The sequence below is a fragment of the Streptomyces sp. NPDC002896 genome (assembly GCF_040295225.1).
GTDB lineage: Bacteria > Actinomycetota > Actinomycetes > Streptomycetales > Streptomycetaceae > Streptomyces.
The window spans coordinates 399,791-421,662 of the sequence record NZ_JBEOVA010000003.1 but is presented as its reverse complement, the minus strand read 5'-3'; the positions used below and the strand labels follow the sequence as shown (position 1 = coordinate 421,662).

Here is a 21,872-nt window from a genome sequence, read left to right as displayed (position 1 = left end):
CCGCGCGGATGCGGCCCGGGTCGCGGGCCACGACGCTGGACCGCATGAGTGAGACATCCGTCAAACAGCAGAGCACCGCTGCGTTCTACGGTCAGGCCGTCGCCTCCTTCGTCGTCGCCCTGGCAGCGACGGCCGTCGGGATCTTCAATCTGCACGCCGACGCCTGGGTCCGCGGCTTCCTCGGCATCGCCGTCCTCTATCTGGTCACCTCGGCGTTCACGCTGGCCAAGGTGATCAGGGACCGGCAGGAGGCAGGGCAGCTGGTCAGCCGCGTCGACCAGGCCCGCCTCGAGAAGCTCCTCGCCGAGCACGACCCCTTCGAGAAGCTCTAAGCGCCCGCTCAGCATTCCGGTATCGTGGTGCGTCATGCCACTTCGGGCGCGGCCCGCAGGGTCGTTTTCGCCGAGGATGGTGGCAGGCGACAGGCGGAAGGGGCGAGCGATGGGTGCGGCGGCGCAGACGGACGAGGTCGAGAACGAGCCGTGGGGTGAGGTCACCCCGGATGCGGCCCGGCGGCTGCTCGTCGCCGCCGTCGAGGCCTTCGCCGAGCGGGGCTACCACGCGACGACGACCCGCGACATCGCGGGCCGCGCCGGCATGAGCCCGGCCGCGCTCTACATCCACTACAAGACCAAGGAAGAGCTGCTCCACCGCATCAGCAGGATCGGCCACGAGAAGGCCCTCGAGATCCTGCAGACGGCGTCCGCCCACGAGGGCACCCCCGCGGAGCGGCTCTCCGACGCCGTACGGTCCTTCGTCCGCTGGCATGCCTCGCAGCACACCACCGCGCGTGTGGTGCAGTACGAACTGGACGCGCTCGGCCCCGAGGCGCGCGCGGAGATCGTCGCCCTGCGCCGCAGGACCGACGAGGTGGTGCGCGGCATCATCAACGACGGGGTGCAGGCGGGGGAGTTCGACGTGCCCGACGTGCGGGGCACCACCGTCGCGGTGCTGTCCCTCTGCATCGATGTCGCACGCTGGTTCAACGTGGCCGGCCGCCAGACGCCCGACGAGGTCGGCGCGCTCTACGCCGACCTCGTGCTGCGGATGGTGGGGGCGAAGCGGTAAGCCCCCGGCTTCACGGTGCGTGTGAAGCGGATCAGAAGTAGTAGCGGGACACCGACTCCGCCACGCACACCGGCTTGTCGCCGCCCTCGCGCTCGACGGTGACGGCCGTCGTCATCTGCACGCCGCCGCCCGCCTCGGTGACCTCCGTGAGAACGGCCGTGGCGCGCAGCCGCGAGCCCACCGGCACGGGGGCGGGGAAACGCACCTTGTTCGTGCCGTAGTTGACGCCCATCTTCATCCCCTCGACCTGGATGACCTGCGGAACCAGCGCGGGCAGCAGCGACAGCGTCAGGTAGCCGTGGGCGATGGTCTTGCCGAACGGGCCGGCAGCCGCCTTCTCGGGGTCGACGTGGATCCACTGGTGGTCGCCCGTGGCCTCCGCGAACAGGTCGATCCGCTTCTGGTCGACCTCCAGCCAGTCGCTGTGGCCAAGCTGCTCGCCCACAGCTGCCTTCAGCTCGTCGGCGGACGTGAAGATCCTCGGCTCTGCCATTGTCCCTGACCCTCCCGGGCATCGTCTTCTAAGCGCTTGCTCAGCATGGTCCGGCGGGACGTCTCTGTCAACGAGGAGGGGGAGCGGGGGCCGGTAGGGTTCGAAGGGTGCCGCAGATTCCGGAGAAGATCCACGAGCTCACGGTCGGCCAGCTGTCGGCCCGCAGCGGCGCCGCCGTCTCGGCGCTGCACTTCTACGAGTCCAAGGGGCTGATCAGCAGCCGCCGCACGGCGGGCAACCAGCGTCGCTACCAGCGCGACGCGCTGCGCCGCGTCGCATTCGTCCGCGCCGCCCAGCGGGTCGGCATCCCGCTCGCGACGATCCGCGAGGCGCTCGCCGAACTCCCCGAGGGGCGCACGCCCAACCGCGAGGACTGGGCCCGCCTGTCCGAGGCCTGGCGCTCCGAACTCGACGAACGCATCAGGCAGCTCAGCCGCCTACGCGACCATCTGACCGACTGCATCGGCTGCGGCTGCCTGTCCCTGGAGACGTGTGTGCTCTCCAACCCCGACGACGTCTTCGGCGATCGGCTGACGGGCTCCCGCCTGCTTCCCGAACGCGGCCGCAAGGGGAGGAAGCCGGGCGGGACCTTGGGCTCCGGTGAGCCGGAGCCCAACGGGACCAAAGGCTCCTGCCGTTGACACGAAGGGCACGATGGGTGTGAAGGGAGCGAGCCGGAGGCGGCGCCCCCGGTGAGCCGGAGGCGGCGCGCCCCCTCCGCGCGCCGCTCCCGGCCTCCGCGAACCCGCCCTGCCGTCCCCTGTGCGGCAGGGCGGAGCACATGGCGAACCCCTGGCTCTGGTCCCGTTGTCCTTCGGTTGCCCTGGTTGCCCCGGTCGGACCTCAGCCGAGCTTCGCAGCCCCTACTGTCCCGGCGGCAAATCCCTACAGCCAGCGATTTAAGTCTGGTACGGCCACCGGCTGCCGATGAGGGCCGCCGACCGAACGCACCGGCCGCTACGGCCCCGCCCCCACACCCAGCGCCGCCGCAACCAACGCGGCGTTGGACCCCGCCCGTTGCCCATCCGGCAGGACCAGCGTGTCCTCCAGGCCGATCCGGGTCGCCAGTCCCAGCCGCCGGGCCAGCCGCAACACCGGCCAGGCGCCGCCCTCTTCACCGTGCAGCAGCACCGGGCGCTCGTGAGCCGTGCCGATTGCGTCGAGCAACTTCCGGGCGGTGGCCTCGGCGGTGCCCGGATCCCGGTCTGTCACCTCGGCCAGGACTCGTAGGACCCGCGGCGCGAGGTGCGACGCGGCGAACCGCGCCGGGCCGTCCGTGCCCGACCACAGCCCGGCCTCCACGTCCACGCCCCGGTCGAGGAGGGCCGCCGCGACCTCCTCGGCTCCCGGTTCATGCCAGTTGACCGAGGCGTGGTCGGGCAGCACGGTCCACTCGCGGATGCGCGCGGCCCGGGCCCGCGGGTCCGGCTCGGCCCACGCGCCCGTCGTCACGCCGACCGGGACGCGGACCGCGGAACGTATCGCTTCGAGCGTCGCCGCAACCGCGCGCGGTGACAGAGTGTCCTGACCACAGGGGGACTTGGGATGTGCATGTACATCCTGGGCGCCGACCGCGACGGCCTCCGCCGCGGACTCGGCCATCGCCCCCGGAGAAACCGGCACGGCTGCACCATCGCCCGCACCGCGCGGGCCGTTGAGACACACCTGGAGCACGAAGTCCATGTCACCGATGGTGCCAGCCGCCACTGACAACCCGGTCGCCACCGACATCGAAGACCGGGCATCGAGGAGGAGTCACCCATGAGCCTCGCCATCTGCTCACTCAAGTGGGACGCAGAACGCAGCGGCCAGCAGAAGATCTCGTACGACAGCGACGGCTATCACCTGGTGCGCTTCCCCTACACGACGGGCGACGAGTCGTACGACCGCTGGAAGATGCACGACCCGAGCAACGGCGGCGACAAGGCGTCCGCGTTCCCCGACCTCCGCTCCGGGCTGATATGGCCCAGCCACGACGGCTGGGGTGTGCTGTCCGCGATGGTCTTCTGGGACGCGGCCGCCGGGCCCACCGAGTACCGGGCCCGGTTCGTGCGCGATCCGCTCGGCGCGTCCACGGGCTACGACTCGACCGCCACGACCGACGGCGCCACCACCCGCGGCGGTCAGTACCGCACCTATATGTGGCAGATATTCGTGCACAAGGGCACGCCGCTGGGGCTGAAGGTCTCGGCGCGCGGCGCGGGGGACAAGAAGCTGGCCACGCCGCTGCTCCTGGCCGAGTTCAAGCTCGCCATCCACACGGATGTGATCACTCCGTAACGAGTGCAGAAACGGTTCGGCGCTGTTCGCGCACGGGGGTGCGGCGGGATGTCGCACCCCCGTCGTGCTCAGGCCGACACCAGCATCCGCGCTCGTCTCGCCTCCGCCAGGGCCGCGGACGTCAGAACGGGCCGCGGCACCACTATCCCGCAGCCCGTGCAGACCGGACCCGACGACGGCTCATGGGCCAGATCGTGTTTCCAGACGAGGCGCGAGCCCGAGCAGACCGGGCACAGCTCTCCCGGTTCGCGCTCCAGGGCCGTTATCAGCCGACGCAGCGTTTCGGCCAGCGGCCCGGCGGGATGGACCCGGGGGTCGTCGCACCACGCGACGCCGAAGCCGCCCCAGGTGCGCCGGTGCCAGTCGTCCACGCTGCCCGGCCTGCGCAGTCCGTCGTGCTTCTCCCTCCTGCGCCGCTCGGCGAACTGGGCCTCGTAGGCTAGCCAGACCGCCCGTGCCTCCTCGAGTTCGTCGAGCGCGGCCACCAGCCGCGCCGGATCGGGTGAGCGGTCCTCCTGACCGAAGCCCGCCCGGGAGCAGAGATGGTCCCAGGTGGCCCGGTGGCCGTAAGGGGCGAACCGCTCGAGGCACTTGCGCAGTGAGTACCGTCGCAGTGCCAGGTCGTTGCGGGGGTCACGCACCTGTCTCGCGAGACTCCGGAATCCGGCCATCGCTCTGCACCTCCGTCACATGTACTCCGGCTGATTCGGCGTCGTCGTACGGACGTCGCCGAATAGACGTATCGACACGCCATTCGGCTCCATCCGAATTCCGATGGCATCCATCAGTTGCTCTCGAGGGTCCCGGACGGGCCGTCAAGAGACCGTCAACGAGGGGCCTCTGCGGTCTCTTCAGGCTGACAACACGCGTTCTGGTCCCTCGGCAATCGGGCCCTGTGGCGATTCGGAAAACATGACGCATGTTCATCTTCATTTCGTCGCTGTACCGGCGGTAACCTCCGGCTCACCATCGTCGGGAGGAGCAGGAATGCCACGGCGTACCCCACATCGCACCCGCGACAGATCCCTGTGCAGATCCGCGGGCTCACTGGCCGTCACGGCTGTATTCGTCTTTACCGGTGGCCTGTTGGCCCCCATTCCGGCGTCCGCCGTTGTGGAGCCGGCCGCTGCCGACTACTGCGAGGGCCAGTGCGCGGACATCCTGTCGCCCGGTGCGAACGGCAGTGCCACGCTCGCCGAGATCCTCGCCAACCAGCTGCTGGGCACTCAGCCCGCGCACGCCGATGATCAGTTGGGCCCCTACGACGCGCTCTCCTCCGGGTACCCGACTCTCACCGACGACACCCTCGCCCAGTACTTCAACGACGCCTCGTTCGGTGTCCCCGACGGCCAGGTCGCCTCCGTCACGAGCCCCCGCGACGACGTGACGATCACCCGCGACAAGAAGTACGGCATTCCGCACATCAAGGGGACCACCCGCTACGGAACCGAGTTCGGCGCCGGCTACGCCGCCGGGCAGGACCGGCTCTGGGTCATCGACCTGTTCCGGCACATCGGACGCGGCGAGCTCAGCTCGTTCGCGGGCGGCGCACCCGCCAACCAGGGCCTCGAGCAGGAGTTCTGGCCGCAGGCCCCGTACACCGAGGAGGACCTGCAGAAGCAGGTCGACTACCTCCGCGGGTCCTCAGGGGCGCGCGGCGAGCAGGCCATGGCCGACGCGCAGGCCTACATCGACGGCCTCAACGCCTATCGCGAACAGGCCAAGAAGGGCCGGTACTTCCCCGGCGAGTACGTCCTCACCGGCAAGATCGACGCGATCACCAACGTCGGCGAGATAGAGCCCTTCAAGATCACCGACATGATCGCGCTCGCCTCGGTCGTCGGCGGCCTCTTCGGCAACGGCGGCGGGGGAGAGGTCGACGCCGCGCTCTCCCTGCTCACGGCCCAGCAGAAATACGGCGTCGAGGAGGGCACCAGGATCTGGGAGTCCTTCCGCCAGCGCAACGACCCCGAGACGGTGCTGACCCTCCACGACGGCAGCAGCTTCCCGTACGCCGGCAAGCCCGACAATCCGCGCGGCATGGCCCTGCCCGACCCCGGATCGGTCGAGCCCGAGCAACTCGTCTACGACCGTGAGGGCTCGGCGGCGACGAGCGCCACAGGTGTCCAGAGCACCGAGAGCGCCAAGAGCACCGAGAGCATCCAGAGCGTCAAGGACCCCGTGAAGGTGACCGGCCGCCTCAAGCCCCTCCAGGGCATCTTCGACGACGGTGTGCTGCCCGCCGACCTCTTCTCCGGCGGAGCGAGCGGGAAGGGCATGTCCAACGCCCTCCTCGTGTCCGGCGAGCACACCGCCAGCGGCCACCCGGTGGCGGTCTTCGGCCCGCAGACCGGCTACTTCGCGCCGCAGCTGCTGATGATGCAGGAACTCCAGGGGCCCGGCATCAGCGCGCACGGCGTCTCGTTCGCGGGCGTCGGCATGTACGTCCAGCTGGGCCGCGGCCAGGACTACGCCTGGTCGGCCACCTCCGCGGGGCAGGACATCACCGACACGTACGCCGTCGAGCTCTGCGAACCGGGCGGCGGCACCCCCACCAAGCAGTCCGCGTACTACCTCTACCGCGGCACCTGCACACCCATGGAGAAGCTGGAGAGGCGCAACTCCTGGAAGCCGACGGTGGCCGACTCCACGGCCGCAGGCTCGTACCGGATGCAGGTCTTCCGCACGAACTACGGCATCGTCACGCACCGCGCCACGGTCGACGGCGAGCCCGTCGCCTACACCTCGCTGCGCTCCACCTACCGCCACGAGGCCGACTCGATCATCGGCTTCCAGATGCTGAACGACCCGTCCTACGTCGCGGACGCCAAGACCTTCCAGCAGGCCGCGCAGCACATCAGCTACGCCTTCAACTGGTTCTACGCCGACTCGCGCGACATCGCGTACTACAACAGCGGCGCCAACCCGGTGCGCGCGGCGAACGTCGATCCGTCGTTCCCGGTGAAGGCCGAGAAGGCGTACGAATGGCGGGACTTCGACCCCACGCACAACACGGCCGCGTACACCCCGCCCGACCAGCACCCCAACTCCGTCGACCAGGACTACTACATCTCCTGGAACAACAAGCAGGCCAAGGACTACAGCGCCGCCAACTCCAGCCTGGGGGCCGTCCAGCGCGGCGATCTCCTCGACGGGCGCGTGAAGAAGCTCGTCGAGAAGGGCGGGGTCACCAGGGCCTCGCTCACCCGGGCGATGGCCGATGCGGCGGTCACCGATCTGCGGGGCGAACAGGTGCTGCCCGAGCTGCTGAAGGTGCTGCGCTCCAAGCCGGTCGGCGATCCCGCGCTCGCCAAGGCGGTGCAGCAGCTGGAGTCCTGGCAGGCGGCGGGAGCACAGCGCAAGGAGACCTCGGCGGGCTCGCAGACGTACGCCCACACCGATGCGGTCCGGATCATGGACGCCTGGTGGCCGCTGCTGGTGGAGGCCGAGTTCAGGCCGGGCCTGGGCGACGACCTGTGGGACGCGCTGACCGCGCAGCTCACGGTCGACGAGTCACCGTCCGCCAGCCACGGTCCCACGGGCGGGCATGCGGGCTCCTCCTTCCAGTACGGCTGGTGGGGCAACGTCGACAAGGACCTGCGGAAGGTCATCGGGGAGCCGGTGGAGGGGGCGCTCGGCCGCGCGTACTGCGGCGACGGCTCACTCGACGCCTGCCGGGACGTCCTGCTCGACACGCTCACGCAGGCCGCCGCCAAGCCCGCCACCGAGGTCTATCCCGGCGACGACACCTGCGACGCGGGCGACCAGTGGTGCTCGGACGCGATCGTCCACCGGCCCCTCGGCGGCATCAAGCACCGCGCGATCCAGTGGCAGAACCGGCCGACGTACCAGCAGGTCGTGGAGTTCCCGGCGCACCGGTAGCGCACGTGGGGCGGCGGGCCGGGGAGGTACGGTCCGCCGCCGCACGGCATACGCCGCCGGACGTCCCCCGCCCGGCCGCGCGCGAGTGAGCCCGGCCCCGTACGGGCGCGTCAGCGGTAGAGCAGATAACCGTCACGCGTCCGGCGGAACGCCTCGAGCTCGCCCTGCCAGGCCGCCACCACCTCGTCCGCGGTCGCCCCCGCATCGATCAGCGTCCGGACCTGCGTACTGCCCGTCAACTTGTCGATCCAGTTGTCGGAGCGCCAGGCGAAGCCGCTCCACACCTGCTTCGCCGTGACCAGCAGCGCGATGCCGGTGCGCACCGGGTCGTACGCCGCGCGGTCCTGGACATGGATCTGCACGCCGCCCACCGTCTTGCCCTGGAACTTGGAGAACGTGGGCGCGAAGTACGCCTCGCGGAAGTCCACGCCGGGCAGCTCGAGCGCGTTCGCGGCCTCGGCCCAGCGGCGGTCGATACCCTCGGCGCCGAGCAGCTCGAAGGGCCGTGTGGTGCCCCGCCCTTCGGAGAGATTGGTGCCCTCGAAGAGGCAGGTCCCCGAGTAGACGAGCGCGGTGTCGGGCGTCGGCATGTTCGGGCTCGGCGGGACCCAGGGCAGCTCCGAGGTGTCGTAGAACTCCGTGCGCTTCCAGCCGGTCATCAGCACGGTCTCCAGCGGAACCGGAGCCTCCAGGAACTCGCCGTTGAACAGGCGCGCGAGCTCCGCGACCGTCATTCCGTGCGCCTGCGAGATCGGCTGCCGCCCGACGAACGTCGCGAACTCCTTGTGCAGGACCGGTCCTTCGGCGCTGCGGCCCGTCACCGGGTTCGGGCGGTCCAGGACCACGAACCGCTTGCCCGCGAGCTGCGCGGCCTCCATGCAGTCGTAGAGGGTCCAGATGTACGTGTAGAAGCGGGCGCCCACGTCCTGGATGTCGAAGACGACCGTGTCCACACCGGACGCGGTGAAGACATCGGCCAGCGGCTGCCCGCTCTTCAGATACGTGTCGTACACCGGGAGCCCGGTCGCCGGGTCGTCGTACCGGCCCTCCGAGCCGCCCGCCTGCGCCGTGCCGCGGAAGCCGTGCTCGGGCCCGAAGACGGCGGCCAGGTCGAGGCGCTCGTCCTCGTGCATGACATCGACGATGTGGCGTACGCCCCCGCTCCCGGCGCCGCCGCGGGTGACCCCGGTCGGGTTGGTCACGATGCCGACCCGTTGGCCGTCGAGCAGCGCGTAGCCGTCCGCGGCCAGCCGTTCGAAGCCGGTGCGCAGCCGGCGGCGGCCCTCCGCCGCGGCGGCCGGTCCCGCGGACACCGGTCCTGCGACGGCCGCGGCTCCCATGGCCGAGCCGGCTGCGAGCAGGGTGCGTCTGGACAGGTTGGGTCCGGACAGATTCATGGTGCTCCCTCCGTGTTCTGATTGATCGCGGAAGATCGCATGGCCTCGCACGCTAGCGCGCGTGGCGCTCGGCGGGAACCGGGCGTTCCCGGCGGTGGGGAAGCGGGCGTTCCTCGCGGCGGGAAGAGGCGTTCCACCTTCCGTGGTCTCTTCGGTTTCCCTCCTCCGTTTCCTCTTCCCCTCCTCCTGACCGACTGCTTAGTCTGTTATCTGCAGTCGAGTCGAGGGAGACCGATGGTGGACACCCTGCAAGGGACGGGAGTCGTCGTCACCGGAGCCGGAGGCGGCATCGGGGCGGCGCTGGCACGCAAGTTCGCCGCCTCCGGGGCGCGCGTCGTGGTCAACGACCTGGATCCCGGGAAGGCCAAAGCCGTGGCCGACGAGTTCGGCGGCATCGCGCTGCCGGGCGACGCCTCCGCGATCGTGGCCGAAGCGCGCGAAGCCCTTGGCGGCACCGTCGACGTCTACTGCGCCAACGCCGGGCTCGCCTCCGGCGGCACGGAGAGTGCCGACGAGGAGGTGTGGGCCGCCGCCTGGGACGTCAACGTCATGGCCCATGTGCGAGCCGCCCGCGAGCTGCTCCCCGAGTGGCTGGAGCGCGGCAGCGGCCGCTTCGTCTCCACCGTCTCCGCCGCCGGACTGCTCACCATGGTCGGCGCCGCGCCCTACAGCGTCACCAAGCACGGCGCGTACGCCTTCGCCGAGTGGCTCTCGCTCACGTACCGCCACCGCGGCATCAAGGTCCACGCGATCTGCCCGCAGGGCGTACGCACCGACATGCTCACCGCATCGGGCTCGGCCGGGGAACTCGTGCTGGCGCCTACGGCGATCGAACCCGAGGACGTCGCGGACGCGCTCTTCGCGGGCATGGCCGAGGACCGCTTCCTGATCCTGCCGCACCCCGAGGTCGCCGAGTACTACCGGGTGCGGGCCACCGAGCCCGACCGCTGGCTGACGAGCATGAACCACATCCAGCAGAAGTGGGAGGAGACCGGGCAGTGACCGTCGGTCCGCGTGCGACGGCGCGGTCCGCCCGCGTGCGGTGGGTCCTGCCCGAAACGCCGGAGACGGCAAGTGGGAAGATCCTCCCGCGGGATGTGTGTTCCCGACCACAGGACGCGTGACGCACCGGACGTGACGCACCACGCGTGACTACACGTGATGACACGGAACGGAAGGCAGGTGGCGGCAGTGCCCAGGACGACGAACGGAGACGGCACGCCCGTCCCGCAGCGGCTGCTCGCCGCCGCCACCCGGCTCTTCGCCGAGCGCGGCTACGACCGTACGTCGGTGCAGGAGATCGTCGAGGCGGCCGGGGTCACCAAGGGCGCGCTCTACCACTACTTCGGATCCAAGGACGACCTGCTGCACGAGGTGTACGCGCGCGTGCTCCGCGTCCAGCAGGAGCGCCTCGACGCCGTGGCGGACACCGACGCGCCCGTCGAGAAGCGGCTGCGCGACGCCGCGGCCGACGTCGTCGTCACGACCATCGAGAACCTCGACGACGCGGCGATCTTCTTCCGCTCCATGCACCACCTCAGCCCCGAGAAGAACAAGCAGGTGCGGGCCGAGCGGCGCCACTACCACGAGCGGTTCCGGGCGCTGGTCGAGGAGGGCCAGATGACCGGCGTGTTCTCCACCGCGACACCGGCCGACCTCGTCGTGGACTACCACTTCGGGTCCGTGCACCACCTGTCCACGTGGTACCGGCCGGACGGGCCGCTCAGCCCGCAGGAGGTCGCCGACCATCTCGCGGACCTGCTGCTGCGGGCGCTGCGGCCTTGAGACGCCCCCACGCATGAGCCCCCAGCCGGACTTCGGCTGGGGGCTCAGGTGCGTGTGGCTAGAGGTACCGCTTCAGCTCGCGTCGCGCCAGCGACCGCTGGTGCACCTCGTCGGGCCCGTCCGCGAGCCGCAACGTCCGCGCGGCCGCCCAGAGTTCGGCCAGCGGGAAGTCCTGGCTCACGCCGCCCGCGCCGTGCAGCTGCACCGCCTGGTCGATGATGTCCACGACGGCCCGCGGGGTCGCGATCTTGATGGCCTGGATCTCGGTGTGGGCGCCCTTGTTGCCGACCGTGTCCATCAGCCAGGCCGTCTTCAGCACGAGCAGCCGCAGCTGCTCCACGGCGACCCGCGCGTCAGCGATCCACTCCTGGACGACGCCCTGCTGGGCGAGCGGCTTGCCGAACGCCGTGCGCGCCACCGCACGCTTGCACATCAGCTCGATCGCCCGCTCGGCCATGCCGATCAGCCGCATGCAGTGGTGGATACGGCCGGGGCCGAGCCGCGCCTGGGCGATCGCGAAGCCGCCGCCCTCCTCGCCGATGAGGTTCGACACCGGCACGCGCGCGTGGTCGAAGACGACCTCCGCATGGCCTCCGTGGTAGTGATCCTCGTACCCGTACACCTGCATCGCGCGGCGGACCTCGAGGCCCGGGGTGTCGCGCGGCACCAGAACCATGGACTGCTGGCGGCGGATGTCAGGGCCGTCCGGGTCGGTCTTGCCCATCACGATGAAGATCTTGCAGTCGGGGTTCATCGCGCCGGAGATGTACCACTTGCGGCCGGTGATGACGTACTCGTCGCCGTCCCGCTCGATACGCGTGGTGATGTTGGTGGCGTCGGAGGAGGCAACCTCGGGCTCGGTCATCGCGAAAGCGGACCGGATCTCGCCCGCGAGCAGCGGCTCCAGCCACTGCTTCCTCTGCCGCTCGTCGCCGAACTGGGCGAGCACCTCCATGTTGCCGGTGTCGGGTGCGGCGCAGTTCAGCGCGGTCGGCGCCAGCTGGGGCGACCGGCCGGTGATCTCGGCGAGCGGTGCGTACTGGAGGTTGGTGAGCCCGGCGCCGTACTCCTCGTCCGGCAGGAACAGATTCCACAGCCCGCGCCTGCGGGCCTCGGCCTTGAGGTCCTCGACGACCGCGGGGGTGTCCCACGGCGAGGCGAGCCGCGCGTGCTGCTCGTGTGCGATCGCCTCGGCCGGATAGACGAACTCGTCCATGAAGGCCAGCAGCTTGCCGCGCAGCTCTTCCGTGCGCGCGTCGAATGCGAAGTCCATGTGGATCAGCCTTCCTGGAGGGTGGTCAGGCCGTGCTCGATGAAGACGGGGACGAGGTCGCCGATGCGGTCGAACCCGGCGCCGACCGTCTGGCCCAGCGTGTAGCGGTAGTGGATGCCCTCGAGGATCACGGCGAGCTTGAACCACGCGAACGCCGTGTACCAGGAGACGTCGGACACGTCGCGCCCCGAGCGTGCGGCGTACCGTTCGATCAGCTCGGCGGGGTCCGGATGACCGGCCGCCGCCGCGGTCGTGCTGACAGGGGAGTCGGGGGTCTCGAGCGGGACGCTGTACATCACCAGCAGGCCCAGGTCGGTGAGCGGGTCGCCGAGCGTGGACATCTCCCAGTCGAGGATCGCCTTGATCTCGTCGTCCGTGCCGATCAGTACGTTGTCCAGCCGGTAGTCGCCGTGGACGACCGCCGGGGCGGGCGATTCGGGCAGCGCGCGGCTCAGTGCGGCCTGCAGCTCCTCGATGCCGGGCAGCTCGCGATTGCGGGAGGCGTCCAGCTGCTTGCCCCAGCGGCGCAGCTGCCGGTCCAGGAAGCCCTCCGGCCGCCCGAAGTCCTCGAGGCCCACCTCGGCCGGGTCCACGGCGTGCAGTTCGACGAGGGTGTCGACGAGCCCGAGCACCGCGGCACGGGTCCGGTCGGGGCCGAGCGGGGCGAGCTGCTCGGCGGTGCGGTACGGGGTGCCGTCCACGAACTCCATGACGTAGAAGGGCGCGCCCACCACGTCCTCGTCCTCGCACAGCAGCACTGGCCGCGGCACCGGCACCGCGGTGGGGTGCAGCGCGCTGATCACCCGGTGCTCGCGCTTCATGTCGTGCGCAGTGGCCAGCACATGGCCCAGCGGCGGGCGGCGCACGACCCACTTCGCCGCCCCGTCCGAGACCGCGTACGTGAGGTTCGACCGCCCGCCCTCGATGAGCCGGCCGGTCAGCGGACCGCTCACCAGGCCGGGCCGCTCCCGGTCCAGCCGCTGGCGCAGCCGGTCGAGGTCGAGGCCTGGGGGGTGGTCTGAGCTCATCGTTCGCTCCTCCGTGCGCGGCTGGCGGGATGCGTTCCCGAGGACACCACAGCATGATGCCGACCGGTCGGTATGTAGTCCAGGGGTGGGCCGGAACGTGATCCGTCTCGCTCCGGTAAGGCGGAGTCGTGAGACGCGGCGATGCCGCAAGGCAGCCGCATCAGTAGACGACCGCCGCCGCGAACACCGCCAGGGCCAGCGCGCACGCCGTTGCCGCGAGCGCGTGCCGGAGCGTCAGCGGCGCCGCGGACGCGCCGGTCAGCGCGCTGATCCGGCGATGGGCCACGGCCAGGAACCCCAGCCAGGCCAGGAAGCAGAGGGCACAGGCCACCACGCCGACCGTGGTCGGACCGCCGTGCAGGGTCGTCCGGGCCGCCAGCACTGCGGCGACCGTGCAGGCCAGCGTCGTACGCCGCCACGCGAGCCGCGTACGCTCCGGCTGCAGGCCCGGGTCCCGGTCCCGTGCACCGGCGGGGCCGGTCATCCGTCCCAGCCGACCAGCACGACCATCACCATCGCGACCGCGACGACCGCGACGGCGAGGCTCAGCAGGGCGGGGAACCGCGACACCGGCAGGTCCTCGCCGCGCCGCATGGCCCGCTCGCAGCGAATCCAGTGGTTCACGGCCCGCAGCGAGCACAGCACGCCCGCGGCGAGCAGCGCGAGGGCGAGCCCGACGCGCCATCCCCATCGCAGGTCCGGCAGGAACTGGTCCACGGCGAAGCCACCGCCGATGAGGGCGAGCGCGGTGCGCAGCCAGGCGAGGAAGGTGCGCTCGTTGGCCAGCGAGAACCGGTAGTCGGGCGTCCGGCCCTCCTCCCGGACGGCCTGGGGCGCGAACCAGAGCCGGAGGTTCCGTACGAACTCGATCACGCCAGGACCCTACCGGGGAGCGGACCGGGCATCGGCGCTCCGGTAGCTCACTCAGCCCGCGCGACCCGCCCGATACGCCTTCAGCCGCTCGTACGCCGCCAGGCCGTCCGGCACCCATGACCACTCGGTGAGCCGCCGCTCCACCTCGGCGTCGGACAGGAAGCCGTGCCAGGCGACCTCCTCGACCTGCGGGCTGACCGGCAGCTCGCAGCGGACCTCGTACACGGACGACCACCAGCTCTGCCCGTCGCCGCCGTCGTAGAGGAACTTGAACAGCGGCACAGGGCGCGGCAGCCCTGCGACGCCGAGCTCCTCCTCGGCCTCGCGCAGCGCCGCGGCGTCATACGACTCGCCCGCCCCCACGACCCCGCCCACGAACATGTCGTACACCGACGGGAAGACCAGCTTCGTCGGCGGACGGCGGTGCACGAAGATCCGGCCGTCGGCGTCCCGTGCCTGGATGAACACGCAGCGGTGCCGCAGCCCACGCGCATACGCCTCGCCGCGCGGGGCCTGCCCCACGACCCGGTCGTTCTCGTCGACGATGTCCAGCAGCTCGTCCGCGGCACTCATGGCGTCACTCACCGGGGCTCTTCTCCAGGGACGGTCACTCAGCTGGGTTGTACGTCCGGTACGCGCTCCACCGGCGCCCCGCCCCGCGGCATGGCCGGATGGACGCCGAGCAGCACGATGCCTCCCACGATCGCCGCCAGGCCCGCCGACTCCCAGGCCAGCGCGCCGGCGTCCGTGCGCAGCTGGTCGCCGAGGAAGCCGACGCCGCAGATGATGCCGGCCAGCGGCTGGGCGGCCGTCAGCGCGGGCAGGGACATCCGCAGCGAAGCCGTCTCGAAGGCGCTCTGGACGATGATGAGCCCCACGACACCCAGCACCAGCACGGCGTACGGCTGCCAGCCCGTGAAGAGCACGAGCCAGCCGCCCGCCGTGAACCGCTGCCCGCTCACCCGGGTCAGCGCGTCCTGTACGCCGTACAGCAGACCGGCCGCCGTCGCCAGCAGCGCCGGTCCCGCACTGAGCCGCGACCGCTTGGCGAACGCCGTCAGCGCCAGCGCGCTGCCCACCATCACGCCGATGATCAGCCAGTGCCGCAGCGGACCGGCGACGTCGCCACCGCCCGTCGGCTGCCCCGCCAGGATGAACGCGGTCACGCCGCCCGCGAGCAGCGCGAGCCCCACCCAGCCCTGACGGCCCAGCGGCTGTCTGGTCTGCCGGCGGGACAGGGCCATCGCGAAGAGCAGGTTCGTCGCGAGCAGTGGCTCGACCAGCGACAGCTCGCCGTTGCCCAGGGCGACGGCGCCCAGCGCCATGCCGCACACCATGAGCCCGATCCCGGCCAGCCACCGTGGCATCCGCACCAGGTCGAGCAGGAGGCGGGGCGAGAGGAAGTCGCTCAGCGGGGCGTGCTGCGCCGCGTTCTGCTGCAGGACGTAGCCGAGGCCCAGGCAGCAGGCAGCGGACACGGCGAGAACGAGAACCAGAACCGACACGCAGAGCACCTCAAGACTTGGGTCCGGCCACGGGCGCGCCACGGCCGGGGTACCAGCCTGACGATAGCGCCCCTCCGCGCACCCCGCAGTCAGCTCCGTCACGTCGAGTGCCCGGTCCCGGCAGGTACAGTCCCGGAACCGCACATCCCGCGCCAGGACTCCGGGATGCCCGTACCAAGATTCGGTCACGCCCGTTCCCGAAGATCCGACCGACCAGTAAGAATGTCGCCGACTGACAATCGAGGAGGGAACGGGGCTCATGGCCTACGACGCAGATGTGATCGTGATCGGTGCGGGTCTCGCCGGGCTCGCGGCGACCGCGGAGCTCGTCGACGCGGGCCGCAAGGTCATCCTCCTCGACCAGGAACCGGAACAGTCGATCGGCGGCCAGGCGCACTGGTCCTTCGGCGGCCTCTTCTTCGTCGACTCGCCCGAGCAGCGCCGCCTGCGCATCAGGGACAGCCATGAGCTCGCGCTCCAGGACTGGATGGGCACGGCCGCCTTCGACCGCGACGAGGACCACTGGCCGCGGAAGTGGGCCGAGGCGTACGTCGACTTCGCGGCCGGCGAGAAGCGGGCCTGGCTGCACGGCCAGGGCGTGCGCTTCTTCCCGGTCGTGGGCTGGGCGGAGCGCGGCGGCTACGACGCCAACGGCCACGGCAACTCCGTACCGCGCTTCCACATCACCTGGGGCACGGGCCCCGGCATCGTCGCGCCGTTCGAGCGGCGGGTACGGGAAGGTGTCGCGCGGGGGCTGGTGCAGCTGAAGTTCCGCCACCGCGTCACGGGCCTGTCACGCAGTGCCGGAGCGGTGGACACGGTCAGCGGCGAGATCCTGGAGCCCTCGGACATCGAGCGCGGCCAGGCCAGCAGCCGCACGGTCACCGGCTCCTTCGAGCTCCGGGCGCAGGCGGTGATCGTCACCTCGGGCGGCATCGGCGGCAACCACGATCTCGTACGTGCGAACTGGCCGAAGCGGCTCGGCGAGCCGCCCGCGAAGCTGCTCTCCGGCGTGCCCGCGCACGTCGACGGCCTGATGCTCGGCATCGCCGAGAAGGCGGGCGCCCGCCTCATCAACCGCGACCGCATGTGGCACTACACCGAGGGCATCGAGAACTGGAACCCCATCTGGAGCAAGCACGGCATACGCATCCTGCCCGGCCCGTCGTCTCTCTGGCTCGACGCGCGCGGCAACCGGCTCCCCGTGCCGCTCTTCCCCGGCTTCGACACGCTCGGCACGCTCGAGCACATCATGCAGACCGGGTACGACCACACCTGGTTCGTCCTCGACCAGAAGATCATCGGCAAGGAGTTCGCGCTCTCCGGCTCCGAGCAGAACCCGGACCTGACCGGCAAGTCCGTCCGCGACGTCATCGGGCGGGCACGCGCCGACGTCCCAGGACCGGTCAAGGCGTTCATGGACCACGGCGTCGACTTCGTCGTCGAGAAGGACCTCGGCGCGCTGGTGCGCGGCATGAACGCGCTCACCGATGAACCGCTGATCGACGAGGCCCACCTGCGGCGCACCCTCACCGCACGCGACCGCGAGATCACCAACCCCTTCACCAAGGACCTCCAGGTGACCGCGATCCGCGGCGCCCGCAACTACCTCGGCGACAAGCTCATCCGTACGGCCACCCCGCACCGGATCCTCGACCCCAAGGCGGGCCCGCTGATCGCCGTACGCCTGAACATCCTCACCCGCAAGACGCTCGGCGGCCTCGAGACGGACCTGTCGTCGCGGGTGCTGACGGAGGGCGGCGACCCCCTGCCCGGCGTGTACGCCGCGGGGGAGGCCGCCGGCTTCGGCGGCGGCGGAGTCCACGGCTACCGCTCCCTGGAGGGCACGTTCCTCGGCGGCTGCCTCTTCTCAGGCCGCACGGCGGGCCGCGCGGCGGCGAGGGCGGTGGCGTAGCACCGCTGCCTGGCTGTGGGCATGTTCCGCAGGGCTGGGGGAACCTTCCGGCGGTAGCTGGGGGAGGTGGGCACAGCACCACGACGGCGGGTACCTGAAAATCGGAGGGCCACCCAGGGAGGCCTGGGGAACTCGTGTCAACGGGCGGGGCAAACCGCCCAGTTGACACGAGTAGGCCCCAACACGGCCTTGACGGAAAGAACCCCCTCCGCTTTGCTGTCCGTGATCACCCGCTGGCACACCGTGCCATGACCGTGCCATAGCCAGCCGTGTCATAAAGGACCCTGCGGTGCCCCCACCCCCCTTCGGCCGTGCCCGCAACCGGCGGGCGCCGCACGCATTCGACCCGGCGCTGGACGACACGGAACTCGCCTCCGCCCGTACCGCCCTTGCCCAGGGCCGCTGGACCGCCGTCCGTTCGCTGCTCGCGGCGACCGGCGACGACTGGGACAGCCGCGGCCACCGCATCACCGTGCTCGCCCAGGAACCCGGCACCGCCGCCTGGTCACGCGAATGGCGGCTGGCCGAGCCGGAGTCGGCCGACGCGGCCGTACTGCAGGCCTGCGCCATGGTCTTCCGCGCCCTGAACGGCAAGGAGCGCCCCGACCACGCGCGCAAGGCCTGCAACGCCGCTGCCGCACTCGTCCCGGACGACCCGACCCCCTGGCTGTCGCTGCTGATCCTCGAGTGCGCGACGGGCCGCGACGAGGACGTCGTGCGGCTCTTCGACGAGGTCCGCCACCGCCACCCGGACCACCACCACGCCCACCATCTGATGGTGGCCCGCCTCGCGGAGCGGCACGCGCAAGCCGGCCAGGACCCGATGCACGAGGTGTACGACTTCGCGTCCTGGGCCGCCGAACAGGCCCCCGCGCACTCGCCCCTGGCCATCCTGCCCGTCGTCGCGCACGCCGAGCGCTACCGCGTCCTGGCCGCCGCCGGCAGCGAAGCCCGCGACGCGGCGTCCTCAGGGCACTGGACGGGACGCAGGGCCCGCCAGGTCATGAAGGCGGCCTTCGACTGGTGGCTGGAGTGGGGCCACGAGGCCCACCCCCGCAACCGCGTCGACCTCAACTTCCTCGCCCATGCGAAGGTCTGCGAGGGCCGCCCGGCCGAGGCGGCCGCGCTGTTCCACCGCATCGGACCGCATGCGACCCCGGCCCCCTGGTCGTACCCGGACCGGGACCCGTACGACGCCTTCCGCACCGCACGCAACACCGCACTCGGCACCGCTTAGCCCGCCCGCCTTCACCGCTGTTCGTCCGCACCTCATCCGCTGCGAAAGGACAACCCCCGTCATGACCACGGGCAGTTCGAGCACGAGCGAGATCAGAACCTACAAGGGGCAGGAGCGTGCCCTGCGCTCCGACCGCCTCGGCACGGCAGGGCTGCTGCTGTCCGTGCTCGCCGCCACGGCCCCCCTCATGGTCGTTGCGGGTGTCATGCCCACCACATTCGGCGTGATGGGCATCGTCGGGCAGCCCCTGCTCTTCGTCATGCTCGGCGTCGTGCTGGCGCTGTTCAGCGTCGGGTACGCCGAGATGAGCCGCCACGTCCACAACGCCGGCGCCTTCTACGCGTACATATCGCGCGGCCTGGGCGGCACGGCCGGCTCGGGCGCGGCCCTGGTCGCACTCGTCGCCTACAGTGCGCTGCAGGTCGGCGTCTACGGCATCTTCGGCTTCGAGGTGTCCGGACTCTTCGCCACCTACCTGGACACGGAGGTCGCCTGGTGGATCCCGGCCCTCGCGGCCGTGCTCGTCGTGGGCGCCCTGGGCTGGCTGAAGATCGACCTCAACGCGCGCGTGCTCGGTGTGCTGCTGATCGTCGAGGTCGCGCTCGTCGTCATCTTCGACATCGCGGCCGTCGCCGACCCCGCCAAGGAGGGCCTGTCCCTCCAGGCGTTCAATCCCGAGACGCTGACCGGTGCGGGCCTCGGTACCGCGCTGTGCTTCTGCGTCGCGGCCTTCCTCGGCTTCGAACAGGCCCCGGTCTACGCCGAGGAGACCAGCCGGCCCCAGGTCGTCGTGGCCCGCGTGATGTTCCTCGCCGTCGGGTTCGTCGCCGTCTTCTTCGCCTTCAGCTGCTGGGCGCTCACCGTCGCCGCGGGTCCGTCCGGCATCGTCGCCGCCGCCCAGAAGCAGAGCGCCGGCCTGCTGTTCTTCCTGACCGAGAACAGCCTGGGCACGACCTTCACGGACGTCCTGCACGTCCTGTTCGTCACCGGCATGTTCGCCGCGATGCTCAGCTTCCACAACGTCGTCGCCCGGTACGCCTTCGCCATGGGCCGGGAGGGACTGCTGCCCGCCGCCTTCGGCCGTACCAACAACGCCAGCGGTGCGCCCGGCGTCGGCTCGCTGCTGCAGACCGTGATCTCGGTGGTGGTCGTCGGAGCCTTTGCGGTGACCGACGAGGGCGCGACCGGTGATCCGACGGCGCCCGTGCTGCACCTCTTCACCTGGATGGGCAACATCGGTGCGCTCGGCGTCATCCTGCTGATGGCCCTCGCATCGCTGGCCGTCATCGTGTTCTTCGCCCGTCGCGGCGCCGCCCGCGCCCAGGCCTGGCGTCTGGCTGCCTCCGCGGTCGCAGGGATCGCCCTGCTCGTCATCGCGGTCTACACCGTGAAGGACTTCGACGTCCTCGTCGGCTCCGGCCCGGATTCGGCGCTCAGCTGGGTGCTGCCCGGCATCATCGCGCTGGCCGCCGTGACCGGCCTGGTCCAGGGCGCGGTGCTGCGTGCCCGGAGTCCGGAGGCGCATGCGCGCATCGGCCTGGGCAACGAGGCGTTCCAGCTCGAGAAGGCGGCGGAGCACGAAGTGTCGAGATGAGAGCGGACTACGAAGTCTCGAGATGAGAGCGGATTGCGAGTCTTGCGATGGCGCGGATTGCGAAGTCTTGAGATGACAGAAGTCTGACGAACACCCGCGGCCTCTGGTCTCCGGGCGCTGTGGGTGTTCGAATCGATGGGTGACCTCAGAACAACCCGCTGAGCCCCAGGAAGAGGGGCAGGGAACACCGGTGGGCCGCCGTCTCGTGCTCGGCATGCTCGGGCTCGGCGCGCTGGGTGTGGCCGCCGCCCCCGGGCTCCAGAGCGGCCTCGAGTCCTTCCTGGGCAACGCGGCGGACAAGGACCCGACCGGCCTGACCGGCCTGCTCCCCAACGGCGGCGGCTTCCGCTACTACTCCGTCGCCTCCTCCGTACCGCAGAAGGGCGCCGACGACTACCGCCTGACCGTCGGCGGACTGGTCGACCGCCCCGCCACCTACACGCTCGCTGAACTGCGCGCAATGCCGCAGACGAGGCTCGTCCACGACGTCCAGTGCGTCACCGGATGGCGGGTGCCGGACACCCCCTTCGAGGGCGTACTGCTGTCCAAGCTGCTCGACGCCGCGGGAGTGCGCCCGACGGCGACGGCGGTCCGCTTCACGTGCTTCGACGGCACGTACACCGAGAGCCTCACTCTGCGGCAGGCCCGCAGGGACGACGTCCTGGTGGCCCTGCGTATGCAGGACAAGCCGGTGAGCCACTCGCACGGCGGTCCCGTCCGCCTCTATGTGGCACCGATGTACTTCTACAAGTCCGCGAAGTGGCTCTCCGGCATCACCCTCACCGAGGACGTCCGGCCCGGTTACTGGGAAGAGCGGGGCTATGACGTGGACGCGTGGGTGGGCCGCTCGAACGGACGCGATGATGCCCCTACGACCTGAACTGCGGGGCGGACAGGACCGACACGCCCACGGACCTGTCGCCGGCCCCGGCGCCGAACTGCCGCCGCGAGTCCGCCGCTTCACCCACGCCGAGCGCTGGGTGCACCGCACCACGGCGGCCCTGATGGGCGTCTGCGTGGTCACGGCCGCCTGTCTCTACGTGCCTCAGCTCGCCGAACTCGTCGGCCGCCGCGCCCTCGTGGTCACCCTCCACGAGTGGTCGGGACTGCTGCTGCCCGTCCCGGTCCTTGTGGGCCTCGCCTCCCGCGCCTTCCGCGCGGATCTGCGGCTCCTCAACCGCTTCCACGCGCACGACCGACGGTGGCTGCGCGCGGCCGTACACCGCGACAAACGCCCCGCGTCGCGGCCGGCCGGCAAGTTCAACGCCGGGCAGAAGACCTACGCCGCGTGGATCGCCGGAGCCGTGCTCGTGATGCTCGGCACCGGCCTGCTGATGTGGTTCACGCACCTTGCCCCGCTGGTCTGGCGCACCGGCGCGACCTTCGTCCACGACTGGCTCGCCCTGACGATCGGCATCGTCCTGGCCGGCCACATCGGCATGGCCCTCGCCGACCCGGAGGCCCGCCGCGGCCTGCGTACGGGCTCTGTGGACCGGGAGTGGGCGAAACGCGAACATCCGCTGTGGCGGCCGTAACCCGCAC

Annotated in this window: 22 protein-coding genes; 12 read left to right on the top strand and 10 right to left on the bottom strand. The window is 71.0% G+C overall.

Going from position 1 to position 21,872, the window contains the following annotated elements; all coding sequences use genetic code 11:
- The first annotated feature begins 44 nt into the window (after positions 1-44).
- Positions 45-332, top strand: a complete 288-nt coding sequence (locus ABT009_RS06565; protein WP_351290205.1) for a YiaA/YiaB family inner membrane protein — start codon at positions 45-47, stop codon at positions 330-332.
- A gap of 109 nt (positions 333-441) precedes the next feature.
- The gene (locus tag ABT009_RS06560) at positions 442-1,068 is read left to right on the top strand and encodes a TetR/AcrR family transcriptional regulator (RefSeq protein WP_351290203.1); all 627 of its coding nucleotides are present in this window, start codon (positions 442-444) and stop codon (positions 1,066-1,068) included.
- Between the two features lie 31 nt (positions 1,069-1,099).
- Here the strand turns inward: ABT009_RS06560 and ABT009_RS06555 are convergent, their stop codons facing one another.
- Positions 1,100-1,561 carry a MaoC family dehydratase gene (locus ABT009_RS06555; RefSeq protein WP_351290201.1) on the bottom strand — a complete coding sequence of 154 codons (462 nt, stop codon included), beginning with the start codon at positions 1,559-1,561 and terminating at the stop codon, positions 1,100-1,102.
- A 107-nt stretch (positions 1,562-1,668) separates the two neighbouring features.
- On the opposite strand from ABT009_RS06555, the gene soxR reads away from it, so the two are divergent.
- Positions 1,669-2,202 (top strand): redox-sensitive transcriptional activator SoxR, encoded by a 534-nt coding sequence (soxR, locus tag ABT009_RS06550; RefSeq protein ID WP_351290199.1) that lies wholly within the window; start codon positions 1,669-1,671, stop codon positions 2,200-2,202.
- Between the two features lie 316 nt (positions 2,203-2,518).
- Here the strand turns inward: soxR and ABT009_RS06545 are convergent, their stop codons facing one another.
- Positions 2,519-3,235: a 3-keto-5-aminohexanoate cleavage protein gene (locus ABT009_RS06545; RefSeq protein ID WP_351290455.1), complete on the bottom strand. Its 717-nt coding sequence runs from the start codon at positions 3,233-3,235 to the stop codon at positions 2,519-2,521.
- 87 nt (positions 3,236-3,322) lie between these two features.
- Between ABT009_RS06545 and ABT009_RS06540 the strand changes: the two genes are divergently transcribed.
- Complete coding sequence (locus ABT009_RS06540; protein WP_351290197.1) at positions 3,323-3,841, top strand: hypothetical protein; 519 nt, start codon at positions 3,323-3,325, stop codon at positions 3,839-3,841.
- A gap of 68 nt (positions 3,842-3,909) precedes the next feature.
- Here the strand turns inward: ABT009_RS06540 and ABT009_RS06535 are convergent, their stop codons facing one another.
- A complete protein-coding gene (locus tag ABT009_RS06535) occupies positions 3,910-4,512 on the bottom strand; it encodes a hypothetical protein (protein ID WP_351290195.1) in 603 nt (200 codons plus the stop codon).
- Positions 4,513-4,828: 316 nt separating this feature from the next.
- Between ABT009_RS06535 and ABT009_RS06530 the strand changes: the two genes are divergently transcribed.
- Positions 4,829-7,723, top strand: a complete 2,895-nt coding sequence (locus tag ABT009_RS06530; protein WP_351290193.1) for a penicillin acylase family protein — start codon at positions 4,829-4,831, stop codon at positions 7,721-7,723.
- A 110-nt stretch (positions 7,724-7,833) separates the two neighbouring features.
- Here the strand turns inward: ABT009_RS06530 and ABT009_RS06525 are convergent, their stop codons facing one another.
- The gene (locus ABT009_RS06525; RefSeq protein ID WP_351290191.1) at positions 7,834-9,120 is read right to left on the bottom strand and encodes an exo-beta-N-acetylmuramidase NamZ family protein; all 1,287 of its coding nucleotides are present in this window, start codon (positions 9,118-9,120) and stop codon (positions 7,834-7,836) included.
- A 234-nt stretch (positions 9,121-9,354) separates the two neighbouring features.
- Between ABT009_RS06525 and ABT009_RS06520 the strand changes: the two genes are divergently transcribed.
- Together ABT009_RS06520 and ABT009_RS06515 are read left to right on the top strand one after the other, a co-directional pair.
- Positions 9,355-10,122 carry an SDR family oxidoreductase gene (locus ABT009_RS06520; RefSeq protein ID WP_351290189.1) on the top strand — a complete coding sequence of 256 codons (768 nt, stop codon included), beginning with the start codon at positions 9,355-9,357 and terminating at the stop codon, positions 10,120-10,122.
- 189 nt (positions 10,123-10,311) lie between these two features.
- Positions 10,312-10,905 (top strand): TetR/AcrR family transcriptional regulator, encoded by a 594-nt coding sequence (locus tag ABT009_RS06515; protein WP_351290187.1) that lies wholly within the window; start codon positions 10,312-10,314, stop codon positions 10,903-10,905.
- Between the two features lie 58 nt (positions 10,906-10,963).
- Here ABT009_RS06515 and ABT009_RS06510 read toward each other — a convergent pair whose 3' ends face one another.
- From ABT009_RS06510 to ABT009_RS06485, 6 genes are all read right to left on the bottom strand, one after another.
- On the bottom strand, positions 10,964-12,178 hold the full coding sequence (locus tag ABT009_RS06510; protein ID WP_351290185.1) for an acyl-CoA dehydrogenase family protein: 1,215 nt from the start codon (positions 12,176-12,178) through the stop codon (positions 10,964-10,966).
- Positions 12,179-12,183: 5 nt separating this feature from the next.
- Entirely contained in the window at positions 12,184-13,206 is a 1,023-nt protein-coding gene (locus ABT009_RS06505) for a phosphotransferase family protein (RefSeq protein ID WP_351290183.1), read from the bottom strand.
- A 160-nt stretch (positions 13,207-13,366) separates the two neighbouring features.
- The gene (locus ABT009_RS06500) at positions 13,367-13,690 is read right to left on the bottom strand and encodes a DUF202 domain-containing protein (RefSeq protein ID WP_351290181.1); all 324 of its coding nucleotides are present in this window, start codon (positions 13,688-13,690) and stop codon (positions 13,367-13,369) included.
- Positions 13,687-14,079 carry a YidH family protein gene (locus tag ABT009_RS06495; RefSeq protein WP_351290179.1) on the bottom strand — a complete coding sequence of 131 codons (393 nt, stop codon included), beginning with the start codon at positions 14,077-14,079 and terminating at the stop codon, positions 13,687-13,689. Before ABT009_RS06495 ends, ABT009_RS06500 begins: the two co-directional genes overlap by 4 nt.
- A gap of 51 nt (positions 14,080-14,130) precedes the next feature.
- Complete coding sequence (locus ABT009_RS06490; RefSeq protein ID WP_351290453.1) at positions 14,131-14,652, bottom strand: NUDIX domain-containing protein; 522 nt, start codon at positions 14,650-14,652, stop codon at positions 14,131-14,133.
- 38 nt (positions 14,653-14,690) lie between these two features.
- A complete protein-coding gene (locus tag ABT009_RS06485) occupies positions 14,691-15,584 on the bottom strand; it encodes a DMT family transporter (protein WP_351290177.1) in 894 nt (297 codons plus the stop codon).
- Between the two features lie 259 nt (positions 15,585-15,843).
- Here ABT009_RS06485 and ABT009_RS06480 point away from each other — a divergent pair, with 259 nt between their 5' ends.
- The 5 genes from ABT009_RS06480 (at position 15,844) to ABT009_RS06460 (ending at position 21,865) form a co-directional block, all read left to right on the top strand.
- Positions 15,844-17,499, top strand: a complete 1,656-nt coding sequence (locus ABT009_RS06480) for an FAD-binding dehydrogenase (protein WP_351290176.1) — start codon at positions 15,844-15,846, stop codon at positions 17,497-17,499.
- 289 nt (positions 17,500-17,788) lie between these two features.
- A complete protein-coding gene (locus ABT009_RS06475; protein WP_351290174.1) occupies positions 17,789-18,736 on the top strand; it encodes a hypothetical protein in 948 nt (315 codons plus the stop codon).
- Positions 18,737-18,797: 61 nt separating this feature from the next.
- The gene (locus tag ABT009_RS06470) at positions 18,798-20,330 is read left to right on the top strand and encodes an APC family permease (protein WP_351290172.1); all 1,533 of its coding nucleotides are present in this window, start codon (positions 18,798-18,800) and stop codon (positions 20,328-20,330) included.
- Between the two features lie 139 nt (positions 20,331-20,469).
- Complete coding sequence (locus ABT009_RS06465; protein ID WP_351290170.1) at positions 20,470-21,210, top strand: molybdopterin-dependent oxidoreductase; 741 nt, start codon at positions 20,470-20,472, stop codon at positions 21,208-21,210.
- Positions 21,194-21,865, top strand: a complete 672-nt coding sequence (locus ABT009_RS06460; RefSeq protein WP_351290168.1) for a cytochrome b/b6 domain-containing protein — start codon at positions 21,194-21,196, stop codon at positions 21,863-21,865. Before ABT009_RS06465 ends, ABT009_RS06460 begins: the two co-directional genes overlap by 17 nt.
- The last annotated feature ends 7 nt before the right edge of the window (positions 21,866-21,872 follow it).